The organism is Pseudomonas sp. MF6751 (assembly GCF_016613265.1).
Classification (GTDB): Bacteria; Pseudomonadota; Gammaproteobacteria; order Pseudomonadales; family Pseudomonadaceae; genus Aquipseudomonas; species Aquipseudomonas fluorescens_BV.
Genome location: NZ_JAENSV010000013.1, coordinates 22,961 through 44,242 on the forward strand (window position 1 = coordinate 22,961; position 21,282 = coordinate 44,242).

The following is a 21,282-nucleotide window of genomic DNA, read 5'->3' on the forward strand; positions in this document are numbered from 1 at the left end:
CTGCGTACTTTGCGAACTTGCGAAAGGAAACGAGCCCGTCATGATTCTGCCCTGGCTAATCCTGATCCCCTTTATCGGCGGCCTGCTCTGCTGGATGGGTGAACGCTTCGGCGCCACCCTCCCCCGCTGGATTGCGTTGCTGACCATGTCCCTGGAACTCGCGCTCGGCCTCTGGCTGTGGGCCCATGGTGACTATTCATTCGCTCCGGCACCGGGTGTCGACCCCACCTTCGCGCTTGAATTCAAGCACGTGTGGATCCAGCGCTTCGGCATCAACGTGCACCTGGCCCTCGACGGCCTGTCGCTGTTGATGATCCTGCTGACCGGCCTGCTGGGTATCCTCTCGGTACTCTGCTCCTGGAAAGAGATCCAGCGTCACGTGGGCTTCTTCCACCTGAACCTGATGTGGATCCTGGGCGGCGTTGTCGGCGTGTTCCTGGCGCTGGACCTGTTCATGTTCTTCTTCTTCTGGGAAATGATGCTGGTGCCGATGTACTTCCTCATCGCGCTCTGGGGTCACAGTTCTTCGGACGGCAAGAAAACCCGGATCTACGCAGCGACCAAGTTCTTCATCTTCACTCAGGCTTCCGGCCTGATCATGTTGGTGGCGATCCTGGGCCTGGTACTGGTCAACTTCAACAACACCGGCGTGATTACCTTCAACTACGCCGACCTGTTGAAAACCAAGATGTCGCTGACCACCGAGTACGTGCTGATGCTGGGCTTCTTCATCGCCTTCGCGGTGAAGCTGCCGGTGGTGCCGTTCCACTCCTGGTTGCCTGACGCCCACGCCCAGGCGCCGACTGCCGGTTCCGTGGACCTGGCCGGTATCCTGTTGAAGACCGCTGCCTACGGCCTGCTGCGTTTCGCCCTGCCGCTGTTCCCGAATGCTTCGGCCGAATTCGCGCCGATTGCCATGACCCTGGGTCTGATCGGGATCTTCTACGGTGCGTTCCTGGCCTTCGCCCAAACCGACATCAAGCGTCTGATTGCTTTCTCGTCCGTTTCCCACATGGGTTTCGTACTGATCGGTATCTACTCCGGCAGCCAACTGGCGTTGCAAGGCGCAGTGATCCAGATGTTGGCCCACGGTGTTTCGGCCGCCGCCCTCTTTATCCTCAGTGGCCAGCTGTACGAGCGCCTGCACACACGCGACATGCGTGAAATGGGTGGCGTGTGGTCGCGCATCGCGTACCTGCCGGCAATCAGCCTGTTCTTCGCCGCCGCATCCCTGGGCTTGCCGGGTACCGGTAACTTCATCGGCGAGTTCCTGATCCTGATGGGTGCCTTTGTGCAGACGCCGTGGATCAGCGCCATCGCCACCTCCGGCCTGGTGTTCGGTTCGGTCTACTCGCTGATCATGATCCACCGCGCCTATTTCGGCCCGGCCAAGTCCGACACCGTCCTGCAAGGGATGGATGCGCGCGAACTGATCATGGTGCTCGGCCTTGCGGTGTTGCTGATCTTCATCGGCGTGTACCCGCAACCGTTCCTGGACACTTCTGCCGCAACGATGCATGGCGTGCAGCAGTGGTTCGGCACCGCCTTCTCTCAACTCGCTTCGGCCCGGTAAGAGCGCTATGGAATTCACGATCCAACACTTTATCGCGCTTGCGCCGCTGCTGATTACCAGCCTCACCATCGTGGTGGTGATGCTGGCAATCGCCTGGCGCCGCAATCACTCGCAAACGTTCCTGCTGTCCTGCGCCGGGTTGAACCTGGCCCTGCTGTCGATCATCCCGGCCCTCAAGGTCGCGCCACTGGCCGTCACGCCATTGATAATGGTCGATGACTTCGCGCTGCTGTACATCGCCCTGATCCTGGTGGCGACCCTGGCCTGCGTCACCCTCGCCCACGCCTACCTCGGCGAAGGCGGCACCGGCTACCCGGGCAACCGCGAAGAGCTGTACCTGCTGATCCTGCTGGCTGCGGCCGGCGGTATCGTGCTGGTCAGCGCGCAGCACCTGGCGGGCCTGTTCATCGGCCTGGAACTGCTGTCGATCCCGACCTACGGCCTGGTGGCCTATGCCTTCTTCAACAAGCGCTCCCTGGAAGCCGGCATCAAGTACATGGTGCTGTCGGCCGCCGGTTCTGCGTTCCTGTTGTTCGGTATGGCCCTGCTCTACGCCGAAGCCGGCAGCCTGAGCTTCACCGGTATCGGCCACGCGCTGGCCGCCACCAACAGCCCGGCGCCGATTGCCCAGTTGGGCCTGGCGATGATGCTGATCGGCCTGGCGTTCAAGCTGTCGCTGGTGCCGTTCCACCTATGGACCCCGGACGTGTACGAAGGCGCCCCGGCGCCGGTGGCAGCGTTCCTGGCCACTGCGTCCAAGGTGGCCGTGTTTGCGGTGATGGTGCGCCTGTTCCAGATCTCCCCCGCCGCCAACACCGGCGTGCTGAGCAACGTGCTGACGGTGATCGCCATTGCGTCGATCCTGTTCGGTAACCTGCTGGCCCTGACCCAGAACAACCTCAAGCGTCTGCTGGGTTACTCGTCTATCGCCCACTTCGGCTACCTGCTGATCGCCCTGGTGGCGAGCAAAGGCCTGGCCGTGGAAGCCATTGGCGTGTACCTGGTCACCTACGTGATCACCAGCCTGGGTGCGTTCGGCGTCATCACCTTGATGTCGTCGCCGTACAAAGGCCGTGACGCCGACGCCCTGTACGAATACCGCGGCCTGTTCTGGCGCCGTCCGTACCTGACCGCCGTGCTCACCGTGATGATGCTGTCGTTGGCCGGCATTCCGCTGACAGCGGGCTTTATCGGCAAGTTCTACATTGTCGCGACCGGTGTCGAAGCCCACGAATGGTGGCTGGTTGCCTCGCTGGTACTGGGCAGCGCCATCGGCGTGTTCTACTACCTGCGCGTGATGGTCACCCTGTACCTGATCGAGCCAAACCTGCGCCGTGTGGATGCCGAGCTGCATTGGGAACAGAAGGCAGGCGGCGTCATGCTGCTGGCCATCGCCCTGCTCGCGTTCTTCCTGGGCGTGTACCCACAACCGTTGCTCACCCTGGTGCAGCACGCGGTGCTGGGCGTTTGATCGCTTAGGTTGATGCAGTAAACAGAACGGCGCCTTTGGGCGCCGTTTTGCGTTTCAGAGGCGAGGTATTAGAGAGGCGGTGCATTCACCATCGCCTTCGCGGGCAAGCCGCTCCCACAGGGGAACGCTTTCAAAATGTGGGAGCGGGCTTGCCCGCGAAGGCGCCAAAACAAACACCCCAGAACTGTCTGACCCAATACAGGGTTAACCTGGGCCGACAGCCACAGGCAAAAAAACGCCCCGACTTATAGCGGGGCGTTTTTTATTCAAACTGGGGATTGGTCAAGGCCGCAACCTTAGAACGCGATACCCACCTTGAAACCATACTCATCACGCTTGAGCTTGGTGTTGTCGGCCACATAGGAGTCGTTATCGAGCTTGTACTCGGTGCGGGTGTAGTACAGGCCCGCCATCACTGGCAGGTCGCCCTTCTGGTTCATCAGCAGGCTGACTTCGGCGTAAGGGTTGGTGCGGTCCTTGAGGTCCACGCTGTCGCTGCCAACGCCGTCCACCTTGAGCTTGGCGCGACCATCGATGGTGTGACGGGCGCCGGCTTCAACGCGCAGGGTCATGTCATCGAACTGGTGGTTGTAGCCCAGGGCTGCCTTGGCAAACGGCGACTTGTTGGTGAGTTTCATGTCGTAGCCATTGGTGTCCGGCTCGTAGCGGGTCCAGGTGTAGCCACCGCCCACGATCACATCGACGAAGTTGCGCGCATCCAGCGCGGCACGCCAGCCGAGGTCGAGGTCGGCCTGGCCTTCCTTGAGTTTGTTATCGCTTTTTTCGCCGTACTTGGCTTCGATACCGGCCTGGTAGATAAAGCCCGACTCGGCGGTGAGCTTGTTGCCGAAGTTGTAGAACAGGCCAGCTTCGGGCATGTGGTCCTTGTCGCTTTCGCTGCCGCCTTCAAGTTTGAAGTCGTTGTAGCTGCCCATGATCCCGAACGTGGAAATCGGGTCGGTGGAAGGTGCTGCGAACACCACGCCAGGGGCAGCCACCAGGGCCAGCAACGAGGTGTTCTTGAGGAATTTTCCGAATAGTTTGGACATCGTTTTACATCTCCATTTTAAGGTGGGCAAAGTATTCAGGAATCGGTTCGAACCTTGGCGTTTGCAAAAAGTTCGAACTGATTTGCACCAAAATGGAGAAAAAACGGTTCAGCGAAGGCTCTATCTCAATACTCTTCGAGATCGGCCCTGATCAGGTGCTCAACCGCTTCGCGAAGTTGGGGCTGAGCCGGCAAACAAATGCCGAAGGTGTCGCGCAATAACGTCAGCAACTCATCAGCACTCTCCAGCTTGCGCTTCTCGCTGGGCCGATCCAGGTAATGAACCGCATAGCGGGCGTTGGCCAACGTGTGGCGCCTGCCAGGCGCAAGCAGCGCGGCTTTCAACTGCCCTACGAACGGGGAGCCTGGGTGCGTGGAGACGTACCAGTTGCCGATTTCATAGTCGATGTCGGCCTGGGTTTGCAGATCGAACACGTACAGGCCACGCCACTCCTCGCCCACCTGCGCCCACAGCGTGTAGCTGCCGTGATTGAGCGTCAGGCGATAAGGCTCATGAGCGGTGGCCTGGGGGGCGTCGTTGTCCAGTTGCAACGGGCTGCTGGGCACCATGCCGCCAAAACCGACATCGGTGATATAGCGCACGCCGTCGAGGGTCACCAGGCTCAAGCGATGGGTTCGCCCAGTGTGGGCGTCCGGTGGGCCGCCGATCACCACACGCCCGGTGATGCCGCGGGCCTCGAAGCCCAGTTCCTGCAAGAGTGCCAGGAACAGCTGGTTCAACTCGTAGCAATAGCCGCCGCGTCCCTCGTGCAGTACCTTGCGCTCAACGCTGGGAAGGTCGATCGGTACCGGTGCATGCATCAAGGTCGACAGGCTTTCAAAGGCAAAGCTGCACACATGGCGCAGTTGCAAGTCCCGCAGGGTTTGCAGGGTGGGCGGCGGTGGCGAGGCATAGCCCAGGCGTTGCAGGTACAGGCGGCTATCGGTGAGTGTGTGCATGGCGCGATCCTTGGGCGCAGGGCAAGAGCGTCACTATGCCGCGCCTCTGCCTGCGTTGTCATTTTGAATGAACCTTTTGGAGCGCCGGCCTATCCATCTATAACAGGATTGGGAGGCAGCATGAGTACCGCAAAAATCTACACCGTCCACTATCAGCTACACGGTAAACCCAAGTCTTTCGTGGTGCGCGCCGAAGTCATGAACAACGCCGAGGCCTGGCATTGGGCGGCCGTCGATGCCGACATTGCCCATGTCAGCCGCATCGGCCGCGTAGGTCACGAACAGGTGAAAAAGACCACCCGGCCCTGGGCAGAAAAATACGGTATCAGCGATGTCAGCTGGTCGCCGCCCAGGTAAACAAAGCCCCGCACAAGGGCGGGGCTCGGTTCATTGCTTCAAGTCGCCCAACGGATCGTAGGGCGGCTTTTTTTTCGCTGTCTCGTCGTCCTTTTTGTCCAACGGCGCAATAGCCGGGCCGATGGGATCGACCTGTGGGTCGGCTACATCCGGCGAATCCGGGTCGAAACCCAGTTCATCCTTGCCACTGGCGTGTTCGTTGGAAGAGGGACCATCGGTAGGTTTGTTCATCATATTCTCCTGCTAAAGCGGGCGGGCTCTGTCGTGGAGGTTTTCCAGGTCTTCTTCGACGCGCTCGACATCGTTGTCCGGACCGCGCTCTTTGGGATCGTTGGGGCGCAACGCATCGTTATCACGCTCCTCCTCGCCCGGCGTACGGTTCGGATCCGGTGTACCTGGCGGTGGCTGCTTGTGTTCAGACATGATGACTGACCTCATGAGGGGTTCACCATTTTAGAGAAACCGCCCCGCGCCATCGTTCAACTTCATTACGCCAGGCGTGAGAAGATGACCGCCCTTTTTGGAGACCTGCCCCGGATGTTCGAACTCAAACCCTGCGACCCCACTGCCTATCGCCAACAGACCCGCCGCAGCACGTTGATCGTCGCGGTGCTGTTCCTGGCCCTGGCCATGCTGCTGTCGAGCCTGGCGGTGATGCTGTTCGGTGAGCCTGGCGGTGACAATTTTCGCTTCAACGTCGGCGGCGTCTTCGCCGGCGTGTTGATCACGGTCGCGCTGGTGCGTGGCCCGTTCTGGAGCCAGGCCTGGTTGGCGCCAGCGGTGTATGGCTGGCAACTCAAGCGCAGCCTGATGAGCGTGACCAATGTTATGCACAAGGTCACCGAGCGGGTGCAGGCCAACGACCCGGCAGCCATCAAGCTGTTGCGCTTCTATCACTTGGGGCTGACGCAGATGCACGAGCTGGACGCCAACTCCAGCGCCCAGGCGCAACTGGTCGGCGAAATCGAAGCACACAAGGCGAAGATGCACGCACTGGGGATCGACACCGAACAAACCCGGCTCGATCCCGCGTGGCTGGAAGCGCTCAAAAGCGCTTGAGGGAGCAGGCAAAAAGGCGGTTAAAAAACCAGACTCAGGTCCAGGCGCCCTTCCCTCACCGGCGGGCACCAGTAATAGCCTCCGGTCAGCGGCTTGCTGATGCGATACAGGCCATCGACGATCCCATCCTCCAACCCGCTCATACGCCGCAGCTGGGCCTCAAACGCATCGAAGGAATGCCCGAAGGCGAGAAACATCAACCCAGCCTGGCCATTCTCGGCCCAGGGCATCGAGCGGCGCACCACGAAGGCTTCCGGGGTAAAGCTTTCCTGGGCAGTGCGCTTGGTATGGGCCGATTCCGGGGCGTCGTCGAGTTCTTCGTTGTCGCCATGGCGGCGGCCAATGATGTGGTCACGCTCCTGGGCAGGCAATGCGGCGAAACCGTCAAGGTCGTGCTGCCATTGCTGGATCGCGGCAAAGCTGGCGCCGCTGTCGGTCAGCGCGGCTTGCACGGCGGCATCGTCGTGGGGGTTTTCGGTGCCGTCTTCGTAATCGGTCAGGTCAAAGCCTGTCTTGTAGCGGAAACCTTCAGTCGATTGCACCAGGCGAAACGCCGGAGCCAGGGCTTTTTCCACGGCACGGCTGCGCAGCAACAACTCACCGCGATCCACCCCATGCAACCATACCCACAGCGCCTGTTGAGTCGACGGGTTGTGCGCGCCAGGGCCGCTAACGGCCGGGAATGAGCGCAGCCCTGGGATCTGGGCACCCAGCGCTTTTACCAGCGGTTCACCGACCCCCACCACGGCCGCCGCATCCGTCAACTGCACCAGCGCGTCCAGCGCAGCGGGCACGGCTTGCAACGAATCCAGGGCAAAAAACAAATGGCGGGCCTGCAAAGGCACCGGTGCGGCAAGAATGCCCGGCTGGTACTGACTCATGTGAACTCCTTCTGAAAAGCCGCGCAGTTTACCCGGCGTACACCGCGCTGCGAACAAGAATGCGCGCAAGCCTTGCGTTAGAGCCGCTTGTTGGGTGACTCTCTAGTCATGTTTTGCAACTATTCCAGGGGTAGCGACATGACCACCAGCAACCTGCTCGCCCAGCTGTTTCCCACCTCCACCGCGCAGATTCCCGAGCAATTTCGCCTGGCGGCGCCCATTGAGCAACGTGAATACCTGGTCGATGGCCAGTTGCAGGTGTGGAACGGCCCGCTCGCCCGCGTGCAAAGCCCCGTGCAACTGGGTGATGAGCGTGTACACATCGGCAGCACGCCGTTGCTGGATGCCGACACCGCCCTCACCGCCCTGGATGCTGCCGTGCGCGCCTACGACCGTGGCCAGGGTGCATGGCCGACGATGCGCGTGGTCGAGCGTATCCAGCACGTCGAAGCTTTTTTGCGGCGCATGCGCGAACAGCGCGATGCGGTGGTCAAGCTGCTGATGTGGGAGATCGGCAAGAACCTCAAGGACTCGCAGAAAGAATTCGACCGTACCTGCGACTACATCACCGACACCATCAATGCCCTCAAGGAACTCGACCGCCGCAGCAGTCGTTTTGAACTGGAGCAGGACACCCTCGGCCAGATCCGCCGCGTCCCCCTGGGCGTGGCGTTGTGCATGGGGCCTTACAACTACCCGTTGAACGAGACCTTCACCACGCTGATCCCGGCCTTGATCATGGGCAATACCGTGGTGTTCAAGCCGGCCAAGCTGGGTGTGCTGTTGATCCGCCCTTTGCTGGAAGCCTTCCGTGACAGCTTCCCGGCCGGGGTGATCAACGTGATCTACGGCAGCGGCCGCGAGACCGTGAGCGCGCTGATGGCCAGCGGCAAGATCGACATCTTTGCGTTTATCGGCACCAACAAGGCCGCCAGTGATTTGAAAAAGCTGCACCCCAAGCCGCACCGTTTGCGTGCTGCGCTGGGCCTGGATGCCAAGAACCCGGGGATCGTGCTGCCCGAAGTGGACTTGGACAACGCGGTGAACGAAGCCGTCACCGGTTCGCTGTCGTTCAACGGCCAGCGTTGCACCGCGTTGAAGATCCTGTTCGTGCATGAAGACGTGGTCGAGCGCTTTATCGAGAAATTCAACGCCAAGCTGGCGACGCTCAAGCCCGGCATGCCGTGGGAGGATGGCGTGGCGCTGACGCCACTGCCGGAAGTCGGCAAGGTCGATTACCTCAGCGAACTGGTGGCCGATGCGGCGCGCCATGGCGCCAAGGTCATGAACCCCGAGGGCGGCAGCAGCCGTGGTTCGTTCTTCTACCCGGCGGTGCTGTACCCGGTAAACCCGCAGATGCGCGTCTACCACGAAGAGCAATTCGGCCCCGTGGTGCCGATCGTGCCCTATCGCGACCTGGAGACCGTGATCGACTACGTGCTGGACTCGGACTTCGGCCAGCAGTTGAGCCTCTTCGGCACCGACCCCGTGGCAGTCGGACGCCTGGTGGACACCTTCGCCAACCAGGTGGGCCGTATCAATATCAACGCCCAATGCCAGCGCGGGCCGGACACCTTCCCCTTCAACGGGCGCAAGAACTCGGCCGAGGGCACGTTGTCGGTGCATGACGCCTTGCGCGTGTTCTCGATCCGCACTTTGGTGGCGACCAAGTTCCAGGAGAGTAACAAGGCGTTGGTCAGCGATATTTTGCGCAACCGCGATTCGAGCTTCCTGACTACCGACTACATCTTCTGAAGCCAACCCCGTTCCAATGTGCAGACAGCTCCCACATTTGATCGAGCACATTCATACATTTGAGGCCACTTTAATACTGATGAACCTGCCCTTCTTTGCCCGGCGCCTACTGCGCCCCTTGCTCGACCCCTACCGCCGCTTTCGCCATGCCAAGCTGATCCACGCCGCGCGCGTATCGGTGGGTTTGCTGGCAACCATCCTGCTGACCACCGGCCTCAACCTGCCCCACGGTGAATGGGCGTCGGTGACCATGCTAATCGTCATCGGCGGGTTGCAGCACCACGGCAATATCGGCAAGAAAGCCGTCGAGCGCGCCTACGGCACCTTGATCGGCGCCAGCGTCGGCTTGCTGCTGGTGGTGCAACAAGCGTACTTCGGCCTGCCGTTGCTCACCTATCTGTTGATGTCCGTGGTGTGCGGGTTCTTTTCCTATCACGCCATCGGCAAGGGCGGTTATATCGCGCTGCTGTCGGCAATCACGGTGTTTATCGTCGCCGGCCATGGCGACAACCCGATCTCCGATGGCCTGTGGCGCACCGTCGATATCCTCATCGGCATTGTGCTGGCCCTGGCGTTTTCCTTTGCCTTGCCGTTGTACGCCGTGTATTCGTGGCGCTACAACCTGGCCAGCGCCCTGCGTGACTGCGCGCAAATTTATAGCCGGATCATCAATGGCCAGTCCGTGACTGACGATGAACACCTCAAGCTGCTCAACCGTTTGAACGGGGCGATGGTGCAACTGCGTTCGTTGATGCCTTCGGTGTCCAAGGAAGTGCGGATTTCCATGACTGAACTGGACGCGATCCAGCGTCACCTGCGCCTGTGCATCAGCACCCTGGAGATTCTGGGCAATACCCGGCCAGACCCGCGTGATGAGCAGGCCACGGCGCGGATGCAAGTCATGTTGAAGGCCGAGCATCGGCAAATCCGGGTGCAGTTGGTGGGGATGGCGCGCGCGTTGAAATCGGGGGTGACGGAGCGGTTGGAGCGTACCGGTCACGCCCATGCCAGTGGGCCTACACTGGATGCACCGGTGTACAGTGCGCTGGATGGGTATCGTCTGTTGACCTTGCAACTGGCGGCGAACGTGGATGGGATGCGCCAGCGCCTGGCAAAGACCGCCCGGCACTGGAAGATCTGACCAATAGCGCTCAAACCATACGCAATGGTGTAGTCAGGGAATAGCGCTCGGGCAAGTTCCCGCGTTTTAGGGTGTAGTAGAGCGAAGTATCTTCACCTCGATTGGGCTCCAGATCCTGAGGCAATACGTCAAACGATACAGCAACGCCGGGAATGTTCGCCTGCTTGGGCAGGTCGATGCTGTGTACGCCCTTGATGCAGAGCGTTATCCAATCGCCGAACTCCACATCGCTGAACGGTGCGTCGATAGGCGTACCGAACGGTGACACGTTATCCAGGTGGAGTTCACCCTCAAGCTCATCTCGAACGATCGGCGCGGGCATGTCCGGCTGCAGCTCACCGATCCTCAATGATCGACGCCACGACTCACGTGGCTTTTCGCCGTCCTTGGTTGCGCGATAGAACAGGTCGGCCAAACGGCCTTTGAATCGTCTGAGGTCATCGCCTTCAAGTACCACCGTCAATTGATCCTCAGCGGCAGACAACTCACCTAGATCAATGCCGACACGGTGCTCGATAGTGCCCCCGGCATCACTGGCCAAAAGGATCAATTCCAGTGCCTGGAATGATTGCCAGCCCGGTTGGACCGGTATGTGGACCTTGACCTGCGCAAGGTCGGGATCAATCTGCCCATCGGAATCGCCCTCCACGCTGGGGGCCAACCATTGCCTGATCTCTCCGATGACAGTCACATGACGATAGTTCGAACGGGGGGCACTGCCGTGCTGGCTATCGAGTACGTAATAGACAATTGCACGCCCCCGGGCAATGGCGGCGACCACAGCATTGGGTATCTCGAAATAATAAGCCTTGGTACCGGCCAGCTCTCGCATCTCGGAATGAGGAACCGTCCCGCCATCCTCTAGAGTGCCAATCCAATAAAAGTGGACATGGGTGTAGCGATGGGCATCTTCCGATGTCAGGTAGAAACCGACCCGTACAGCGTCATTACCGATATTCGCCAAGTTGATTTCGGATTCGGTCAAGGGGTAGTCAACCCAAGGCGGCTCCATACGCTGACTGTCGGTGTAGACCTCTACGTATGAGACCACCGACCACATTGCATCCTCATCCGGCAAATTGCCGGTGTTCCCCGTGACGGTCATTGCCACGGGGAGAATGTCGCTGTTACCCGCAGCGAGGATCATCTCGGGGGTCACAGTGATTTCAATGTCACGCCCCACCTCATTCGGCTGTACCCGATGCTCAACTTTTTCTGATCCCCAGACCAACGTGAGCAGGTCATAAGGGCCCATGTTCTCCCACTTGTGACAGGTGACCGTCACCCCATCCCGGGCTTTTTGTTCATCGACGCCTTCCAACTCCACCTGTGGCTCAAGTTTGAATACCAGCCCGCCATGGCCTTTATCCGTGGGTTCGGGAGCCTTGCCACCAGGTCTCTGCAAGTTGATCCTGAGGCGCAAGGGAGGGGTCTGCTGAGGGGGCTCATTGTCGGGGATGATTCTGCAATACATCGCGTCAGCCCAGCCCTCGAGGATCGAGTGAGCGGGCACAGTGAGTGGGAAGCGGGTGCGTGGAGGGTCGCCATCACGCACCAGGTAGAAACCTACCGGCGTTGGTCCATTCCATATCAGCTGGAATGTGGTGCCCACCGGCGCAGAAAAGGGATAGTCCACGTAAACGACAAGATCACGTGTCACATGCAGCCTGCCGATGCCGCCATCTGCGCCTTCCGCATCATCGGCAATCGGCGGATACATCAATGGAATATCGACGGGTTCCAGTACGTGCTTATCAAGGTTACGCACCATTCTTCGCTCCTTGTTCGACGCCTCGCAGTGCACCGTTTTCGATGTGCCGCGTCTTTGACGAATCAAACGCCCAAACAAAAAACTTGCCTACTGTCAGAGTTAACAGGGTGCGACGAAAGGTATTAAGCCAGCCGTAAATTTAATAGGTTCAAACTCTAATCTTTCTTACATTTTTTTCACGATTTATTCACATCAAGAGACGTACTGTGAAGCCTCATCCGTTACAAACGTTGCATATCAAGCCCGCCGCCCCAGCGGGCTTTTTTTTGCCTGTTTTTTGGCTCCGAAAAAAGGGCCAACCTCTGTAGGAGCGAGCTTGCTCGCGAAGAACGCAATGACGCCGCGGTTAGCCAGAGTGCCAGCGCTATCGTTGACGTTTTTCGCGAGCAAGCTCGCTCCTACAGGGCGTGGTGTTCGCGTAGGGCGCGCTGGGTTTCCAGCACCTTGGCCAGTGCCGTTTCGGCTTCCTGGCTTTGCTGCGGCACCCGAATCGCCGCCGACACCAGCGTGATCAGCTTGGCCATCACCTCGGCATCCGTGGCCGGGCGGCCCAGGCTCATGGAGTTCATCAGCAGGCGCAGTTCGGTGCCGGCCATGACCCCGGAAATGGCCTTGAGGGCAAATTGCAGGCGCACCCCCAGTTCATTACGTGGCAAATCCGGCAGGGCCAGGGCGAAGGCTTCGAAAAAGCGTTGGAACACCGGCTGGTAATGGACCTTGAGGTATTCCTGGATAAACGGCGAGGTGTCGCTGTAGACCCGGCCCAGGAAGCGGATGAACGAGCGCCCTTCCCCGCTGGCCGGGTCGCTGCGCTCCAGGCCCATGGCCGGGGCAAACAGCACGCCCAGGAGCGTGTCGCAATCGAGCGGGCCATCGGATTCGGCTTCACAGCGCGCCAGCAGTTCCAGGCGCTGCTCGTTGAGAGGCTCCAGGCGTTGCATCAGCAGGGTTTTCATCAGGGAGTCCTTGTCCCCGAAGTGGTAGTTCACCGCCGCCAGGTTGACCTGGGCACGCTCGGTTATCTGCCGTAGCAACACGGCGTCATAGCCGTACTTGATGAAAAGAGCCTCTGTCGCATCCAGCAGTCGAGTCTTGGTAACGTTTGGAGCGCTGAGTTTCTTCGCGACCATATGGGTTCCACGGCGGAAATATTGTTTTAAAAAATAATTTGATTTTTTATACCGGGGCGGCCCGTCGAAAGCAAGTAGTGACACTCCGCCATATCTTGCAAAGCCCGTATATCCGGGCTTTCGAGGCAAGTCGTAGGGTTTTTACCCGACTCTGACACTCGGTGAAAAAATCCTTTCAACCGGTAAAACCGCTCTACCTCGACGGCTGGCGAAGCGTCAGGAAGGCAGTTACTATTCAAACAATATTTTAAAAACAAGAAATAAAACCAGTCCGTGACGGGTACAGGCAGCTTCCGAACTTGTTACAAGGAGTTTCTGGGAGCAAGGCGGTACCGTCGAGACTGCAGGCGTAGTCATGATGACACAGACCCCCGCGCAACCCGGCTTGATTTCCCTGCAAGGCATCGGCAAGCGCTATCAGCTCGCCGGGCAAGAATTGAGCATTCTCAATGACGTGTGCCTGTCCATCGCCAGCGGTGACAGCTGCGGCATTCTCGGTGCCTCTGGCTCCGGCAAAAGCACCCTGCTCAATATCCTCGGCCTGCTGGACCTGCCCAACTGCGGCCAGTACCACTTTGCCGGCCACGATATCTTTAACGCCACCCCCGATGAGTTGGCGGCGATCCGCAACCAGCAGATCGGTTTCGTGTTCCAGAGCTTCAACCTGCTGCCACGCCTCAGTGCCCTGGACAACGTCGCACTGCCCTTGAGTTATCGCGGCGTGTCGCGGCATGAGTCGGTGGAACACGCCCAGCGCATGCTCGCTCAAGTCGGCCTCGCCGAACGCGCCCACCATCGCCCCGCCGACCTCTCCGGAGGGCAGCGCCAACGTGTGGCCATTGCCCGCGCCTTGGTCGGCAAACCCTCGGTGATCCTGGCCGACGAACCCACCGGCAACCTCGACAGCACTACCGCCCAAGAGATCATGGACCTGCTGTTGAACCTCAACCGTGACCAACAGGTGACGCTGATCATCGTCACCCACGACCCCCACATTGCCGAGCGTCTGGAGCGCAAGATCCTGGTGTGCAACGGCGTGGTGCATGAGGCCGGGCGCCCATGAGCCTGCGGGTCGAGCAGAGCCTCAGCCAGTTGCTGCACGAAGCCTTTATCAGCCTGCGTACCCTAGGCAAGCGTTCGATCCTGGCGCTCTTGGGGATCGTCATCGGCAGTTCCTCAGTGGTGGCGCTGATCAATATCGGCCACAACGCGGCGGTGGATGCGGCGATGATTTTCAAGGACATGGGTACCGACACCCTCATCGCCCAGTTCCCGCCCAAGGGCAGCAGCAATGTGCCGATGCGCACCCAGCTCGACCTGGATGCGGTACGCCGGGCAGTGCCGGGCATTGCCCATATCGGCGCGCTCAGCCTGTTCAGCGGGCCCATTGTGTTTCATGGGCGGACCGCCAATGCCAACTTTGTCGGCAGTACTGCCGGTATCCAGGACGCCATGCGCCTGGCGCTGCGTGAGGGGCGCTTCCTGTCACCCTTCGATGCCAACGAAACCTACGGGGTGATCGGCGACCAGCTCGCCCAGGCCCTCGGCGCGCCAGGTGACCCGCTGCAATTGGGCGACCGTGTGCGTATCAACGATTACCTGTTTCTGGTGGTGGGCATCCTGCACAACCAACCCCGGGCCATGCTGATGCCGGTGCAGGCCAACGAATCGCTGTTTATTCCCGCCGAGGGCATGCGCCGCATCTATGCCAACCCGCAGATCAACAACGTGCTCATCCGCGCGGCGCCGGGGCAGGACATGGAACGCATAGCCAGGGACGCCGCCGCCGCGCTGCAACCCCAGCTCAGCGACCATAGCGTCGACATCACGGTGCCCCAGCAAATGATCGATGGCATGACCCGGCAAAGCCGCACCTTCGCCTATCTACTCCTGGCCCTCGGCGCAATCTCCCTGGTGGGCGGCGGTGTCGGGGTGATGAACGTGATGTTGATGAACGTCTCGGAACGCCGCCGTGAGATCGGCATCCGCATGGCCCTGGGCGCGCGCCAGCGGGATATCCGCAACCTGTTTTTGCTCGAAGCGGTCACACTCACCGCCGTGGGTGCGCTGTGCGGCGCAGTCCTGGGCATGACCGCTGCCTGGCTGTATGCGTGGCTGTCGGGCTGGGCCTTTGCGTTGGCAGTGGCTGCCCTGCCCCTGGGCGTGGGCAGTACGTTGCTGGTGGGTTTGTTCTTTGGCATCTACCCGGCGGTTTCGGCCTCACGCTTGCAGCCGGTCGAGGCCCTGCGCGATGAATAAGTACCTGCCGCTGCTCATGCTGATCAGCCTGCCGGGCATGGCCGCCGATGTGGTGATCAACCCTCAGGCACCCAGCACTACCCGCAGCGGCTACGAGCGTAGCGTCTCGCTGAATGCCCAGGCCACCACCATGACCCTGGGGGACGCGGTGTACCTGGGCCTGCGTAATAACCCGGCGATCCGCAGCGCCTACCTGCAACGGGTGGCGCAGAAATTCGACCTGCGCGTGGCCGAAGATGTGTTCAACCCCAAGCTCACCCTCAACAGCTATTACCGCAGCACCCGTGGCTCCCAAGACAATGCGCGCAACGCCAACGTCGCGCCTACCAGCAGCCTGCTCGGCGAATACGGCACGCGCTTGAGCATGGCCTGGACCCAGCAGTTGAACAACGCCAACCGCGCCGGCCGCTACCGCAGCGACGGCCTGGACCTGGCGATCATCCAACCGCTGATGCGCGGGGCCGGCTGGGATGCCACCACCGCACCGCTGCGCCTGTCGCGCCTGGCCGAGCAGGCCAACCGCCTGAACCTCAAGGCCACCGTGGCGCAGACCATCAGCCAGATCATCGCCACCTACCGCGAATTGTTGCGCGCCCAGGAACAGTTGGTGATCGTCCAGGAAGCGCTCAAACGCTCCAATACTTTACTGGAGGTGAACAAAGCGCTGATCAGCGCCGGGCGCATGGCCGAATTCGAGATCGTGCAGACCGAAGCCGATATCGCCACCCAGCAATTAGGCGTGGAAGAAGCGCGCAACCAACTCGACACCAGCCGCCTGGCGTTGCTGCGCCTGCTGGCCCTGGACCTGTCGACACCCGTGCGTGCTACCGAGGCCCTGGAAGCCACCCCCATGGAGATCGACAAGCGCCAGGCCTTCAACCTTGCGCAAAACCAGCAACCGGAATACCTCGCTGCCCTGCTCGGTAGCCAACAGGCCGACCTCGACCTGGTGATCGCCAAGGATTCCGGGCGCTGGCAGGTGGACCTGGTCGCTGGCGCCAACCAGATACGCGCCGCCACCGATAACGACAACGGCCATAACAATAACCGCACCTGGGACAGTTACGCCGGGGTGCAAGTGCAAATCCCTATTGGCGATATCAGCACGCGCCAGGCCGAAGTGCGTGCACGGGTAAATGTAGAAGACCAGGAAATCCGCATTACCGACGCCCGCCAGGAGCTGGAGCGCAACGTCAACAATGTGGTGCGTGACCTCGGCACCCGCTGGCGCCAATATGAAATATCCAAGCGCGCCGTGGAGTTGTCGCGGCGCAAGATCGAGATCGAGCGGGAAAAGCTCAGCGCCGGGCGCTCCACCAACTTCCAGGTGCTGAGCTTCGAGACCGACCTGCGCAACGCCGAAAATGCCCAGCTCAATGCGCTGATCGCTTATTTGAACGCCCAGACTCAGCTTGATCTGACCCTGGGCATGACGCTGGAAAGTTGGGAAATTGCCCTTAATGACTACTAATAAAAAATCCCTGCTGGCCGTTGCCTTGTTCCTGCTGTTGGCCGGCGCGGCCGCCGGCCTGCTCAGTCAACGCAGCGGGGCTGAGCAGGCGGGTACAGGCGAACAGTGGCTGGCCGTAAAGCCCGACCCGTTGGTGCACCAGATCGGCCTGGTGGGCAAGATCGAGCCCGACACCACCGTCGTCCTGACGGCACCGTTCGACGGCAATGTGCTGGCCAACCTGGTCGAACAAGGCCAGCGTGTCGAGGCCGGCCAGGTCCTGTTGCGCATGGACCCGGCGACGCTTGAAGTACAGCTGCGCGACGCCCTCTCCGCGCAACTCAAGGCCCGGCGTACCGTGCAGGAAATGCAGGACTGGGGCAGCAGCCCCACCGTCAGCCGCGCCCGTCGCAGTTTACGCACCGCTGAAATGACCGCGGGCAACACCCAACGCAAACTCACCGAGAGCGAAAACCTATTCAAGCGCGGCATCATCCCGCGCAACGAACTGGATGACCTCAAACAGCAAACCCAGCAACAGCAATTGGACTTGGTGGCGGCGCGCAGTGAGCTGCAACAAGCCCTGGACCAAGGCCAGGGCGAATACCGGCAGATCGCCGAAATGGAGCTGACCAATGCCACGGTGAAGTACGAAGCCTTGCAAACACTGCTCGAAGGCAAGGAGGTCAAGGCGCCCTTCTCCGGCATTGTGGTACCGGCGCCCGGCAGCACCAGTACCGCTCAAGGTGGCGGCAATAACAACGCGCCGGTGCAGGCCGGCAGCAAGGTCAGCCAGGGCCAGGTGCTGTTCGGGCTGGCCAATATCGAACGGTTGAAAATCGTGGCCAAGGTCTCAGAGCTGGATATCAACCAGTTGCGTCAGGGCCAGACCGTTGAAGTCATGGGCGATGGCTTTGATGGCGAGCGGCTGACAGGTTCAGTCAGCGTGGTCAGCGGCCTGGCCATCGCCAGCGACAGCCAGGGCAGCGCGCAGTTTCCGGTGACCTTGTCGATCCCCACGCTGACGCCCCAGCAGCTGCAGCGGGTGCGCCTGGGCATGAGTGCGCGGTTGACGATTGTCACTTATAACAATGACCAGGCGATCGTGATTCCCAGCCAGGCGATCCAGGCGGACATGACGGTGGAGTATCGGGCGGCGATGGATAAACCGGTAGAGCGAGTGAAGGTCACCACCGGGCAATCGACGCCGCAGGGGGTTGAGGTGTTTGGGCTTGAAGCGGGGTTGGTGAGGATCGATGGAATCAATCACTGACCCTCGATCCAGATGTGGGAACGCTGCACTGTGGCGAGGGAGCTTGCTCCCTCGCCACGGGATTACCGGTTACTTGCATTGGGGCAATGCCAGCTCTCACATTCAGCGCCGTGTCAGCCTGGCGGCCAGTGCCTTGGCCTGCAGCGCCACATCGGTCACCGCCGTACTCTCCCACCACATACCCCGCAACGGTGGCCCCATGGCGAACAGTCGCTGGCTGACCTGGCCGTGAGCATCCAGCACCGCCCCCGTTGCATCCGCTGCAATCCCCAGCGCCAGCGGCCCAGGATGGATCAACCCGCGCTTGAGCAGTTGCCGCGGTAAAGGCCGGGCCACCCGGCGCCAGTCGTATTCGATGCCGCTGGAATTGATCAGCGCAGCGCCCAACACCTGGGTGATCACATCCTCGCCACGGTAGCGCACCGCAATGGCAACCCCCTCTTGCGACGGCACCAAGCCCTTGAACGACGCCGCCTGAATCCGCAACCGCCCTTGCCCCTGCAACCGCGCTACCAACTGCGCACTCAAGGGCGGCGAACGGTGGTGATGGCTTTCCCACCAAGGCCGTACATGCCGCACGAACTGGCGCTTCTGGGCCTCACTGGCCTGGCTCCACAGCCGCGCGATATGCCCGCGCACCGTGTCCAGCGGCGCCTGCCAGTCTGTGCCTTGCCCCAACGCGAGCTGGCATTGGCGTCGCACCTCACGCAGCAATTGTCGGGGGCTGCTCAGGCTGTGGTCAGCGGCGAGGAAGTCGTCCCAGCTCGGCGGTTGCCGGCGTACATGGGGCAACAAGCCGTGGCGCGAAAAAACCTCGATAGGCCCGCGATGGCCGGCCTGCTCCAGGGAGACCACGGCATCGACCATGGTCAGGCCCGAGCCGATGATCAGCACGGTCGATTGCGGGTCGAGCCGGGTCATCGCGGGGACATCCCAAGGGTCCAACGCGGCGGCATTCAATCCTGTGGACTCGGTCTGCAGAGTGCGCGCCGCCGGGAACATGCCGGTGGCCAATACCGCACAGGCGCCGCGCAGTTGCTCGCCAGTATCGAGGGTCAACAACACCGAGGTGGCATCGACTTGCAGGTCTACCCCTTCGGCGCGGATGTGCTCGACGCTCGATGTAGAAAGCGCCTTGGCTTGCGCCAGACGCTGCTGCGCGTACAGGCCGAAAAGCCCCCGTGGCGGGAACAGCTCGCTGATAGGCACATGCTGTTGGTTCGACTCGGGCCATCCGCCGGCGTTGATGTAGTCGGTGAGCCATTGGGTCAGGTCGTCGGCATTGTCCGGGTCAACGCTCATACGCGCCGCATTGCCGTTCAGCGTATGGCCCAGTTCGACCGCGCTGTAGGCTTCGCCGCGCCCCAGTTCAGCACGGGGTTCGACTATCAGGATGCGCCGCGTGCCCGGCAGGCGCAGCAGTTGCACGGCCAGCATCGTGCCGCTCAGGCCACCACCGATGATCAGTACATCTGCAACGCGGGTGGATTCACTCATGCCAGTTCGCCCTTATTGCTGCTCAAATCACCACATTTCGAACAAACCGTACCGCCGCGTTCCCATCATTGCGATAAGCATGGGGCTGGTGGCTGGCGAACATAAAGAACTCTCCAGCCTCGATGAGATTTTCCCGATCACCTATCACCAGCGTCAGGCTGCCCTCGAACACAAACAGTTGTTCGCTCCACCCTTCCAAGTCAGGGTCCGGGCAATAACGATCACCGGGTTCAAGCCGCCACTCCCACAACTCGACTTCACGCCGTGCCGTGGCCTTGGCCAGCAACACCGCCTTACTGCCGACAGTCTCGCCCGCCCAGGCCAGCTCATTGATACGGCTGTGGTCGCGCACATCCGGCGCCTGAATCAGATCACTGAACGCCACGTCCAACGCTTCGGCGACACGGTCCAGGGTCGACAGGCTGACGTTCTTCTCTCCCGCTTCTATCGCCACCAGCATGCGCCGGCTGACACCGGATTTTTCCGAGAGCGCGGTCTGGCTCAAGTCGGCGGCATGGCGCAGGCGACGAACGTTCTGGCTGACGTGCTGCAGGACCGAAGCCCGTTGCGGATTTTCTTTGTGCACTATATTGCTCAATAGGTGGGTGTGCGCAGTATACTGCCCAGCGTGCGGCGCATTGTGCGGTCCGTGCTTTCCCCTTGCAAGACCGAGCCGCCATGACCGCCCCGAACTCCCCTTCGCGTTTCAACCGTTTCAGTAAAGCCGAATGCATCCTGGTGGTGATCACCATGATCTGGGGCGGCACCTTTTTGCTGGTGCAGCACGCCATGGCCTTCAGCGGGCCGATGTTTTTTGTGGGGCTGCGCTTCGCGGCAGCGACGATTGTGGTGGGGTTCTTTTCCTTGCGCACCCTGCGCGACCTGACCCTGTTCGAATTGAAGGCCGGGGTGTTTATCGGGGTGGCGATCATGTTCGGCTACGGTTTGCAGACCATCGGCTTGCAGACGATCCTGAGCAGCCAGTCGGCGTTCATTACCGCGCTCTATGTACCGTTCGTGCCGCTGTTGCAGTGGCTGGTCCTGGGCCGTCGCCCCGGGTTGATGCCCAGCATCGGCATCATGCTGGCATTTGCCGGCTTGATGCTATTGACCGGCCCGGCAGGGGCCTCGCTGAATTTCAGCGCGGGTGAAATCGCCACCTTGATCGGTGCAGTGGCCATAGCGGCCGAGATCATCTTGATCAGCGCATTTGCCGGCCAGGTGGATATTCGTCGGGTGACCGTGGTGCAACTGGCCACCGCTTCGGCGCTGTCGTTCATGATGGTGGTGCCCATGGGCGAGGCGTTGCCGGGTTTTTCCTGGCTGTTGCTGTTCAGCGCCGTGGGCCTGGGCTTGACCAGTGCGGTGATCCAGGTGGCGATGAACTGGGCACAGCAGAGTGTCTCGCCAACGCGGGCGACGTTGATTTATGCCGGTGAGCCGGTGTGGGCAGGCGTTGTGGGGCGAATCGCCGGCGAACGGTTCCCGCCGATCGCGATGTTGGGGGCGGTGCTGATTGTGGTGGCGGTGATTGTGAGTGAATTGAAGACGAAGGGGCAGAAGGCCGTTGAGCAGGCAGATGCCTTGGAACAGGAGCGTCAGGGCTGACCTGGAAACGCTGTGGTGCCAAGTCTATCGTCATCGCGGGCAAGCCCGG

Annotated in this window: 20 protein-coding genes; 11 read left to right on the forward strand and 9 right to left on the reverse strand. The window is 61.0% G+C overall.

Annotated features, from left to right (window positions below; genetic code table 11):
- Positions 1–40: 40 nt before the first annotated feature.
- Positions 41–1,573, forward strand: a complete 1,533-nt coding sequence (gene nuoM / locus JJD66_RS13175) for an NADH-quinone oxidoreductase subunit M (protein WP_014718913.1) — start codon at positions 41–43, stop codon at positions 1,571–1,573.
- Positions 1,574–1,580: 7 nt separating this feature from the next.
- Positions 1,581–3,044 carry an NADH-quinone oxidoreductase subunit NuoN gene (nuoN, locus tag JJD66_RS13180; RefSeq protein ID WP_200648335.1) on the forward strand — a complete coding sequence of 488 codons (1,464 nt, stop codon included), beginning with the start codon at positions 1,581–1,583 and terminating at the stop codon, positions 3,042–3,044.
- Positions 3,045–3,340: 296 nt separating this feature from the next.
- Here the strand turns inward: nuoN and JJD66_RS13185 are convergent, their stop codons facing one another.
- Positions 3,341–4,093, reverse strand: a complete 753-nt coding sequence (locus JJD66_RS13185) for an outer membrane beta-barrel protein (RefSeq protein WP_034127889.1) — start codon at positions 4,091–4,093, stop codon at positions 3,341–3,343.
- Positions 4,094–4,218: 125 nt separating this feature from the next.
- On the reverse strand, positions 4,219–5,052 hold the full coding sequence (locus JJD66_RS13190) for an arylamine N-acetyltransferase family protein (RefSeq protein ID WP_105227173.1): 834 nt from the start codon (positions 5,050–5,052) through the stop codon (positions 4,219–4,221).
- Between the two features lie 120 nt (positions 5,053–5,172).
- Here JJD66_RS13190 and JJD66_RS13195 point away from each other — a divergent pair, with 120 nt between their 5' ends.
- On the forward strand, positions 5,173–5,409 hold the full coding sequence (locus JJD66_RS13195) for a DUF6555 family protein (RefSeq protein WP_003192128.1): 237 nt from the start codon (positions 5,173–5,175) through the stop codon (positions 5,407–5,409).
- Positions 5,410–5,439: 30 nt separating this feature from the next.
- On the opposite strand, the gene JJD66_RS13200 is transcribed toward JJD66_RS13195, so the two are convergent.
- Both JJD66_RS13200 and JJD66_RS13205 read right to left on the reverse strand, forming a co-directional pair.
- Positions 5,440–5,640 carry a DUF6021 family protein gene (locus tag JJD66_RS13200; protein WP_032902837.1) on the reverse strand — a complete coding sequence of 67 codons (201 nt, stop codon included), beginning with the start codon at positions 5,638–5,640 and terminating at the stop codon, positions 5,440–5,442.
- Positions 5,641–5,652: 12 nt separating this feature from the next.
- A complete protein-coding gene (locus tag JJD66_RS13205) occupies positions 5,653–5,832 on the reverse strand; it encodes a hypothetical protein (protein ID WP_032902836.1) in 180 nt (59 codons plus the stop codon).
- Between the two features lie 114 nt (positions 5,833–5,946).
- Between JJD66_RS13205 and JJD66_RS13210 the strand changes: the two genes are divergently transcribed.
- The gene (locus JJD66_RS13210; RefSeq protein ID WP_105227174.1) at positions 5,947–6,468 is read left to right on the forward strand and encodes a DUF3087 family protein; all 522 of its coding nucleotides are present in this window, start codon (positions 5,947–5,949) and stop codon (positions 6,466–6,468) included.
- 20 nt (positions 6,469–6,488) lie between these two features.
- Here JJD66_RS13210 and JJD66_RS13215 read toward each other — a convergent pair whose 3' ends face one another.
- Complete coding sequence (locus JJD66_RS13215; protein WP_200648336.1) at positions 6,489–7,349, reverse strand: Dyp-type peroxidase; 861 nt, start codon at positions 7,347–7,349, stop codon at positions 6,489–6,491.
- A 138-nt stretch (positions 7,350–7,487) separates the two neighbouring features.
- Here JJD66_RS13215 and JJD66_RS13220 point away from each other — a divergent pair, with 138 nt between their 5' ends.
- Positions 7,488–9,104: an NADP-dependent glyceraldehyde-3-phosphate dehydrogenase gene (locus JJD66_RS13220; protein ID WP_034127893.1), complete on the forward strand. Its 1,617-nt coding sequence runs from the start codon at positions 7,488–7,490 to the stop codon at positions 9,102–9,104.
- Between the two features lie 79 nt (positions 9,105–9,183).
- A complete protein-coding gene (locus JJD66_RS13225; RefSeq protein ID WP_200648337.1) occupies positions 9,184–10,245 on the forward strand; it encodes an FUSC family protein in 1,062 nt (353 codons plus the stop codon).
- 10 nt (positions 10,246–10,255) lie between these two features.
- Here JJD66_RS13225 and JJD66_RS13230 read toward each other — a convergent pair whose 3' ends face one another.
- Together JJD66_RS13230 and JJD66_RS13235 are read right to left on the reverse strand one after the other, a co-directional pair.
- A complete protein-coding gene (locus JJD66_RS13230; protein ID WP_200648338.1) occupies positions 10,256–12,016 on the reverse strand; it encodes a hypothetical protein in 1,761 nt (586 codons plus the stop codon).
- Between the two features lie 398 nt (positions 12,017–12,414).
- Positions 12,415–13,146, reverse strand: coding sequence for a TetR/AcrR family transcriptional regulator (locus JJD66_RS13235; protein WP_034127895.1), 732 nt, complete (start codon positions 13,144–13,146; stop codon positions 12,415–12,417).
- A 355-nt stretch (positions 13,147–13,501) separates the two neighbouring features.
- Here JJD66_RS13235 and JJD66_RS13240 point away from each other — a divergent pair, with 355 nt between their 5' ends.
- The 4 genes from JJD66_RS13240 to JJD66_RS13255 are packed head-to-tail and all read left to right on the forward strand — an operon-like array spanning position 13,502 to position 18,128.
- Positions 13,502–14,209 carry an ABC transporter ATP-binding protein gene (locus tag JJD66_RS13240; protein WP_034127896.1) on the forward strand — a complete coding sequence of 236 codons (708 nt, stop codon included), beginning with the start codon at positions 13,502–13,504 and terminating at the stop codon, positions 14,207–14,209.
- Positions 14,206–15,405 carry an ABC transporter permease gene (locus JJD66_RS13245; protein ID WP_200648339.1) on the forward strand — a complete coding sequence of 400 codons (1,200 nt, stop codon included), beginning with the start codon at positions 14,206–14,208 and terminating at the stop codon, positions 15,403–15,405. Before JJD66_RS13240 ends, JJD66_RS13245 begins: the two co-directional genes overlap by 4 nt.
- Complete coding sequence (locus JJD66_RS13250) at positions 15,398–16,876, forward strand: TolC family protein (RefSeq protein ID WP_057974916.1); 1,479 nt, start codon at positions 15,398–15,400, stop codon at positions 16,874–16,876. Before JJD66_RS13245 ends, JJD66_RS13250 begins: the two co-directional genes overlap by 8 nt.
- Positions 16,866–18,128, forward strand: a complete 1,263-nt coding sequence (locus JJD66_RS13255) for an efflux RND transporter periplasmic adaptor subunit (protein WP_105227178.1) — start codon at positions 16,866–16,868, stop codon at positions 18,126–18,128. Before JJD66_RS13250 ends, JJD66_RS13255 begins: the two co-directional genes overlap by 11 nt.
- 102 nt (positions 18,129–18,230) lie before the next feature.
- On the opposite strand, the gene JJD66_RS13260 is transcribed toward JJD66_RS13255, so the two are convergent.
- Together JJD66_RS13260 and JJD66_RS13265 are read right to left on the reverse strand one after the other, a co-directional pair.
- Positions 18,231–19,625 (reverse strand): FAD/NAD(P)-binding protein, encoded by a 1,395-nt coding sequence (locus tag JJD66_RS13260; protein WP_200648340.1) that lies wholly within the window; start codon positions 19,623–19,625, stop codon positions 18,231–18,233.
- Positions 19,626–19,647: 22 nt separating this feature from the next.
- Entirely contained in the window at positions 19,648–20,211 is a 564-nt protein-coding gene (locus tag JJD66_RS13265) for a helix-turn-helix domain-containing protein (RefSeq protein ID WP_200648341.1), read from the reverse strand.
- Positions 20,212–20,303: 92 nt separating this feature from the next.
- Between JJD66_RS13265 and JJD66_RS13270 the strand changes: the two genes are divergently transcribed.
- A complete protein-coding gene (locus JJD66_RS13270; RefSeq protein WP_200648342.1) occupies positions 20,304–21,233 on the forward strand; it encodes a DMT family transporter in 930 nt (309 codons plus the stop codon).
- Positions 21,234–21,282: the final 49 nt, after the last annotated feature.

Excerpts from the sequence above, each read along its gene's own strand:
- JJD66_RS13255 (WP_105227178.1), top strand. The coding sequence starts at position 16,866 with ATGACTACTAATAAAAAATCCCTGCTGGCCGTTGCCTTGTTCCTGCTG.
- JJD66_RS13225 (WP_200648337.1), top strand. The coding sequence starts at position 9,184 with ATGAACCTGCCCTTCTTTGCCCGGCGCCTACTGCGCCCCTTGCTCGAC.
- JJD66_RS13190 (WP_105227173.1), bottom strand. The coding sequence starts at position 5,052 with ATGCACACACTCACCGATAGCCGCCTGTACCTGCAACGCCTGGGCTAT.
- JJD66_RS13205 (WP_032902836.1), bottom strand. The coding sequence starts at position 5,832 with ATGTCTGAACACAAGCAGCCACCGCCAGGTACACCGGATCCGAACCGT.
- JJD66_RS13250 (WP_057974916.1), top strand. The coding sequence starts at position 15,398 with ATGAATAAGTACCTGCCGCTGCTCATGCTGATCAGCCTGCCGGGCATG.
- JJD66_RS13215 (WP_200648336.1), bottom strand. The coding sequence starts at position 7,349 with ATGAGTCAGTACCAGCCGGGCATTCTTGCCGCACCGGTGCCTTTGCAG.
- JJD66_RS13260 (WP_200648340.1), bottom strand. The coding sequence starts at position 19,625 with ATGAGTGAATCCACCCGCGTTGCAGATGTACTGATCATCGGTGGTGGC.
- JJD66_RS13195 (WP_003192128.1), top strand. The coding sequence starts at position 5,173 with ATGAGTACCGCAAAAATCTACACCGTCCACTATCAGCTACACGGTAAA.
- nuoN (WP_200648335.1), top strand. The coding sequence starts at position 1,581 with ATGGAATTCACGATCCAACACTTTATCGCGCTTGCGCCGCTGCTGATT.
- JJD66_RS13185 (WP_034127889.1), bottom strand. The coding sequence starts at position 4,093 with ATGTCCAAACTATTCGGAAAATTCCTCAAGAACACCTCGTTGCTGGCC.
- JJD66_RS13200 (WP_032902837.1), bottom strand. The coding sequence starts at position 5,640 with ATGAACAAACCTACCGATGGTCCCTCTTCCAACGAACACGCCAGTGGC.
- JJD66_RS13210 (WP_105227174.1), top strand. The coding sequence starts at position 5,947 with ATGTTCGAACTCAAACCCTGCGACCCCACTGCCTATCGCCAACAGACC.
- JJD66_RS13270 (WP_200648342.1), top strand. The coding sequence starts at position 20,304 with ATGACCGCCCCGAACTCCCCTTCGCGTTTCAACCGTTTCAGTAAAGCC.
- JJD66_RS13220 (WP_034127893.1), top strand. The coding sequence starts at position 7,488 with ATGACCACCAGCAACCTGCTCGCCCAGCTGTTTCCCACCTCCACCGCG.
- JJD66_RS13235 (WP_034127895.1), bottom strand. The coding sequence starts at position 13,146 with ATGGTCGCGAAGAAACTCAGCGCTCCAAACGTTACCAAGACTCGACTG.
- JJD66_RS13245 (WP_200648339.1), top strand. The coding sequence starts at position 14,206 with ATGAGCCTGCGGGTCGAGCAGAGCCTCAGCCAGTTGCTGCACGAAGCC.
- nuoM (WP_014718913.1), top strand. The coding sequence starts at position 41 with ATGATTCTGCCCTGGCTAATCCTGATCCCCTTTATCGGCGGCCTGCTC.
- JJD66_RS13240 (WP_034127896.1), top strand. The coding sequence starts at position 13,502 with ATGATGACACAGACCCCCGCGCAACCCGGCTTGATTTCCCTGCAAGGC.
- JJD66_RS13230 (WP_200648338.1), bottom strand. The coding sequence starts at position 12,016 with ATGGTGCGTAACCTTGATAAGCACGTACTGGAACCCGTCGATATTCCA.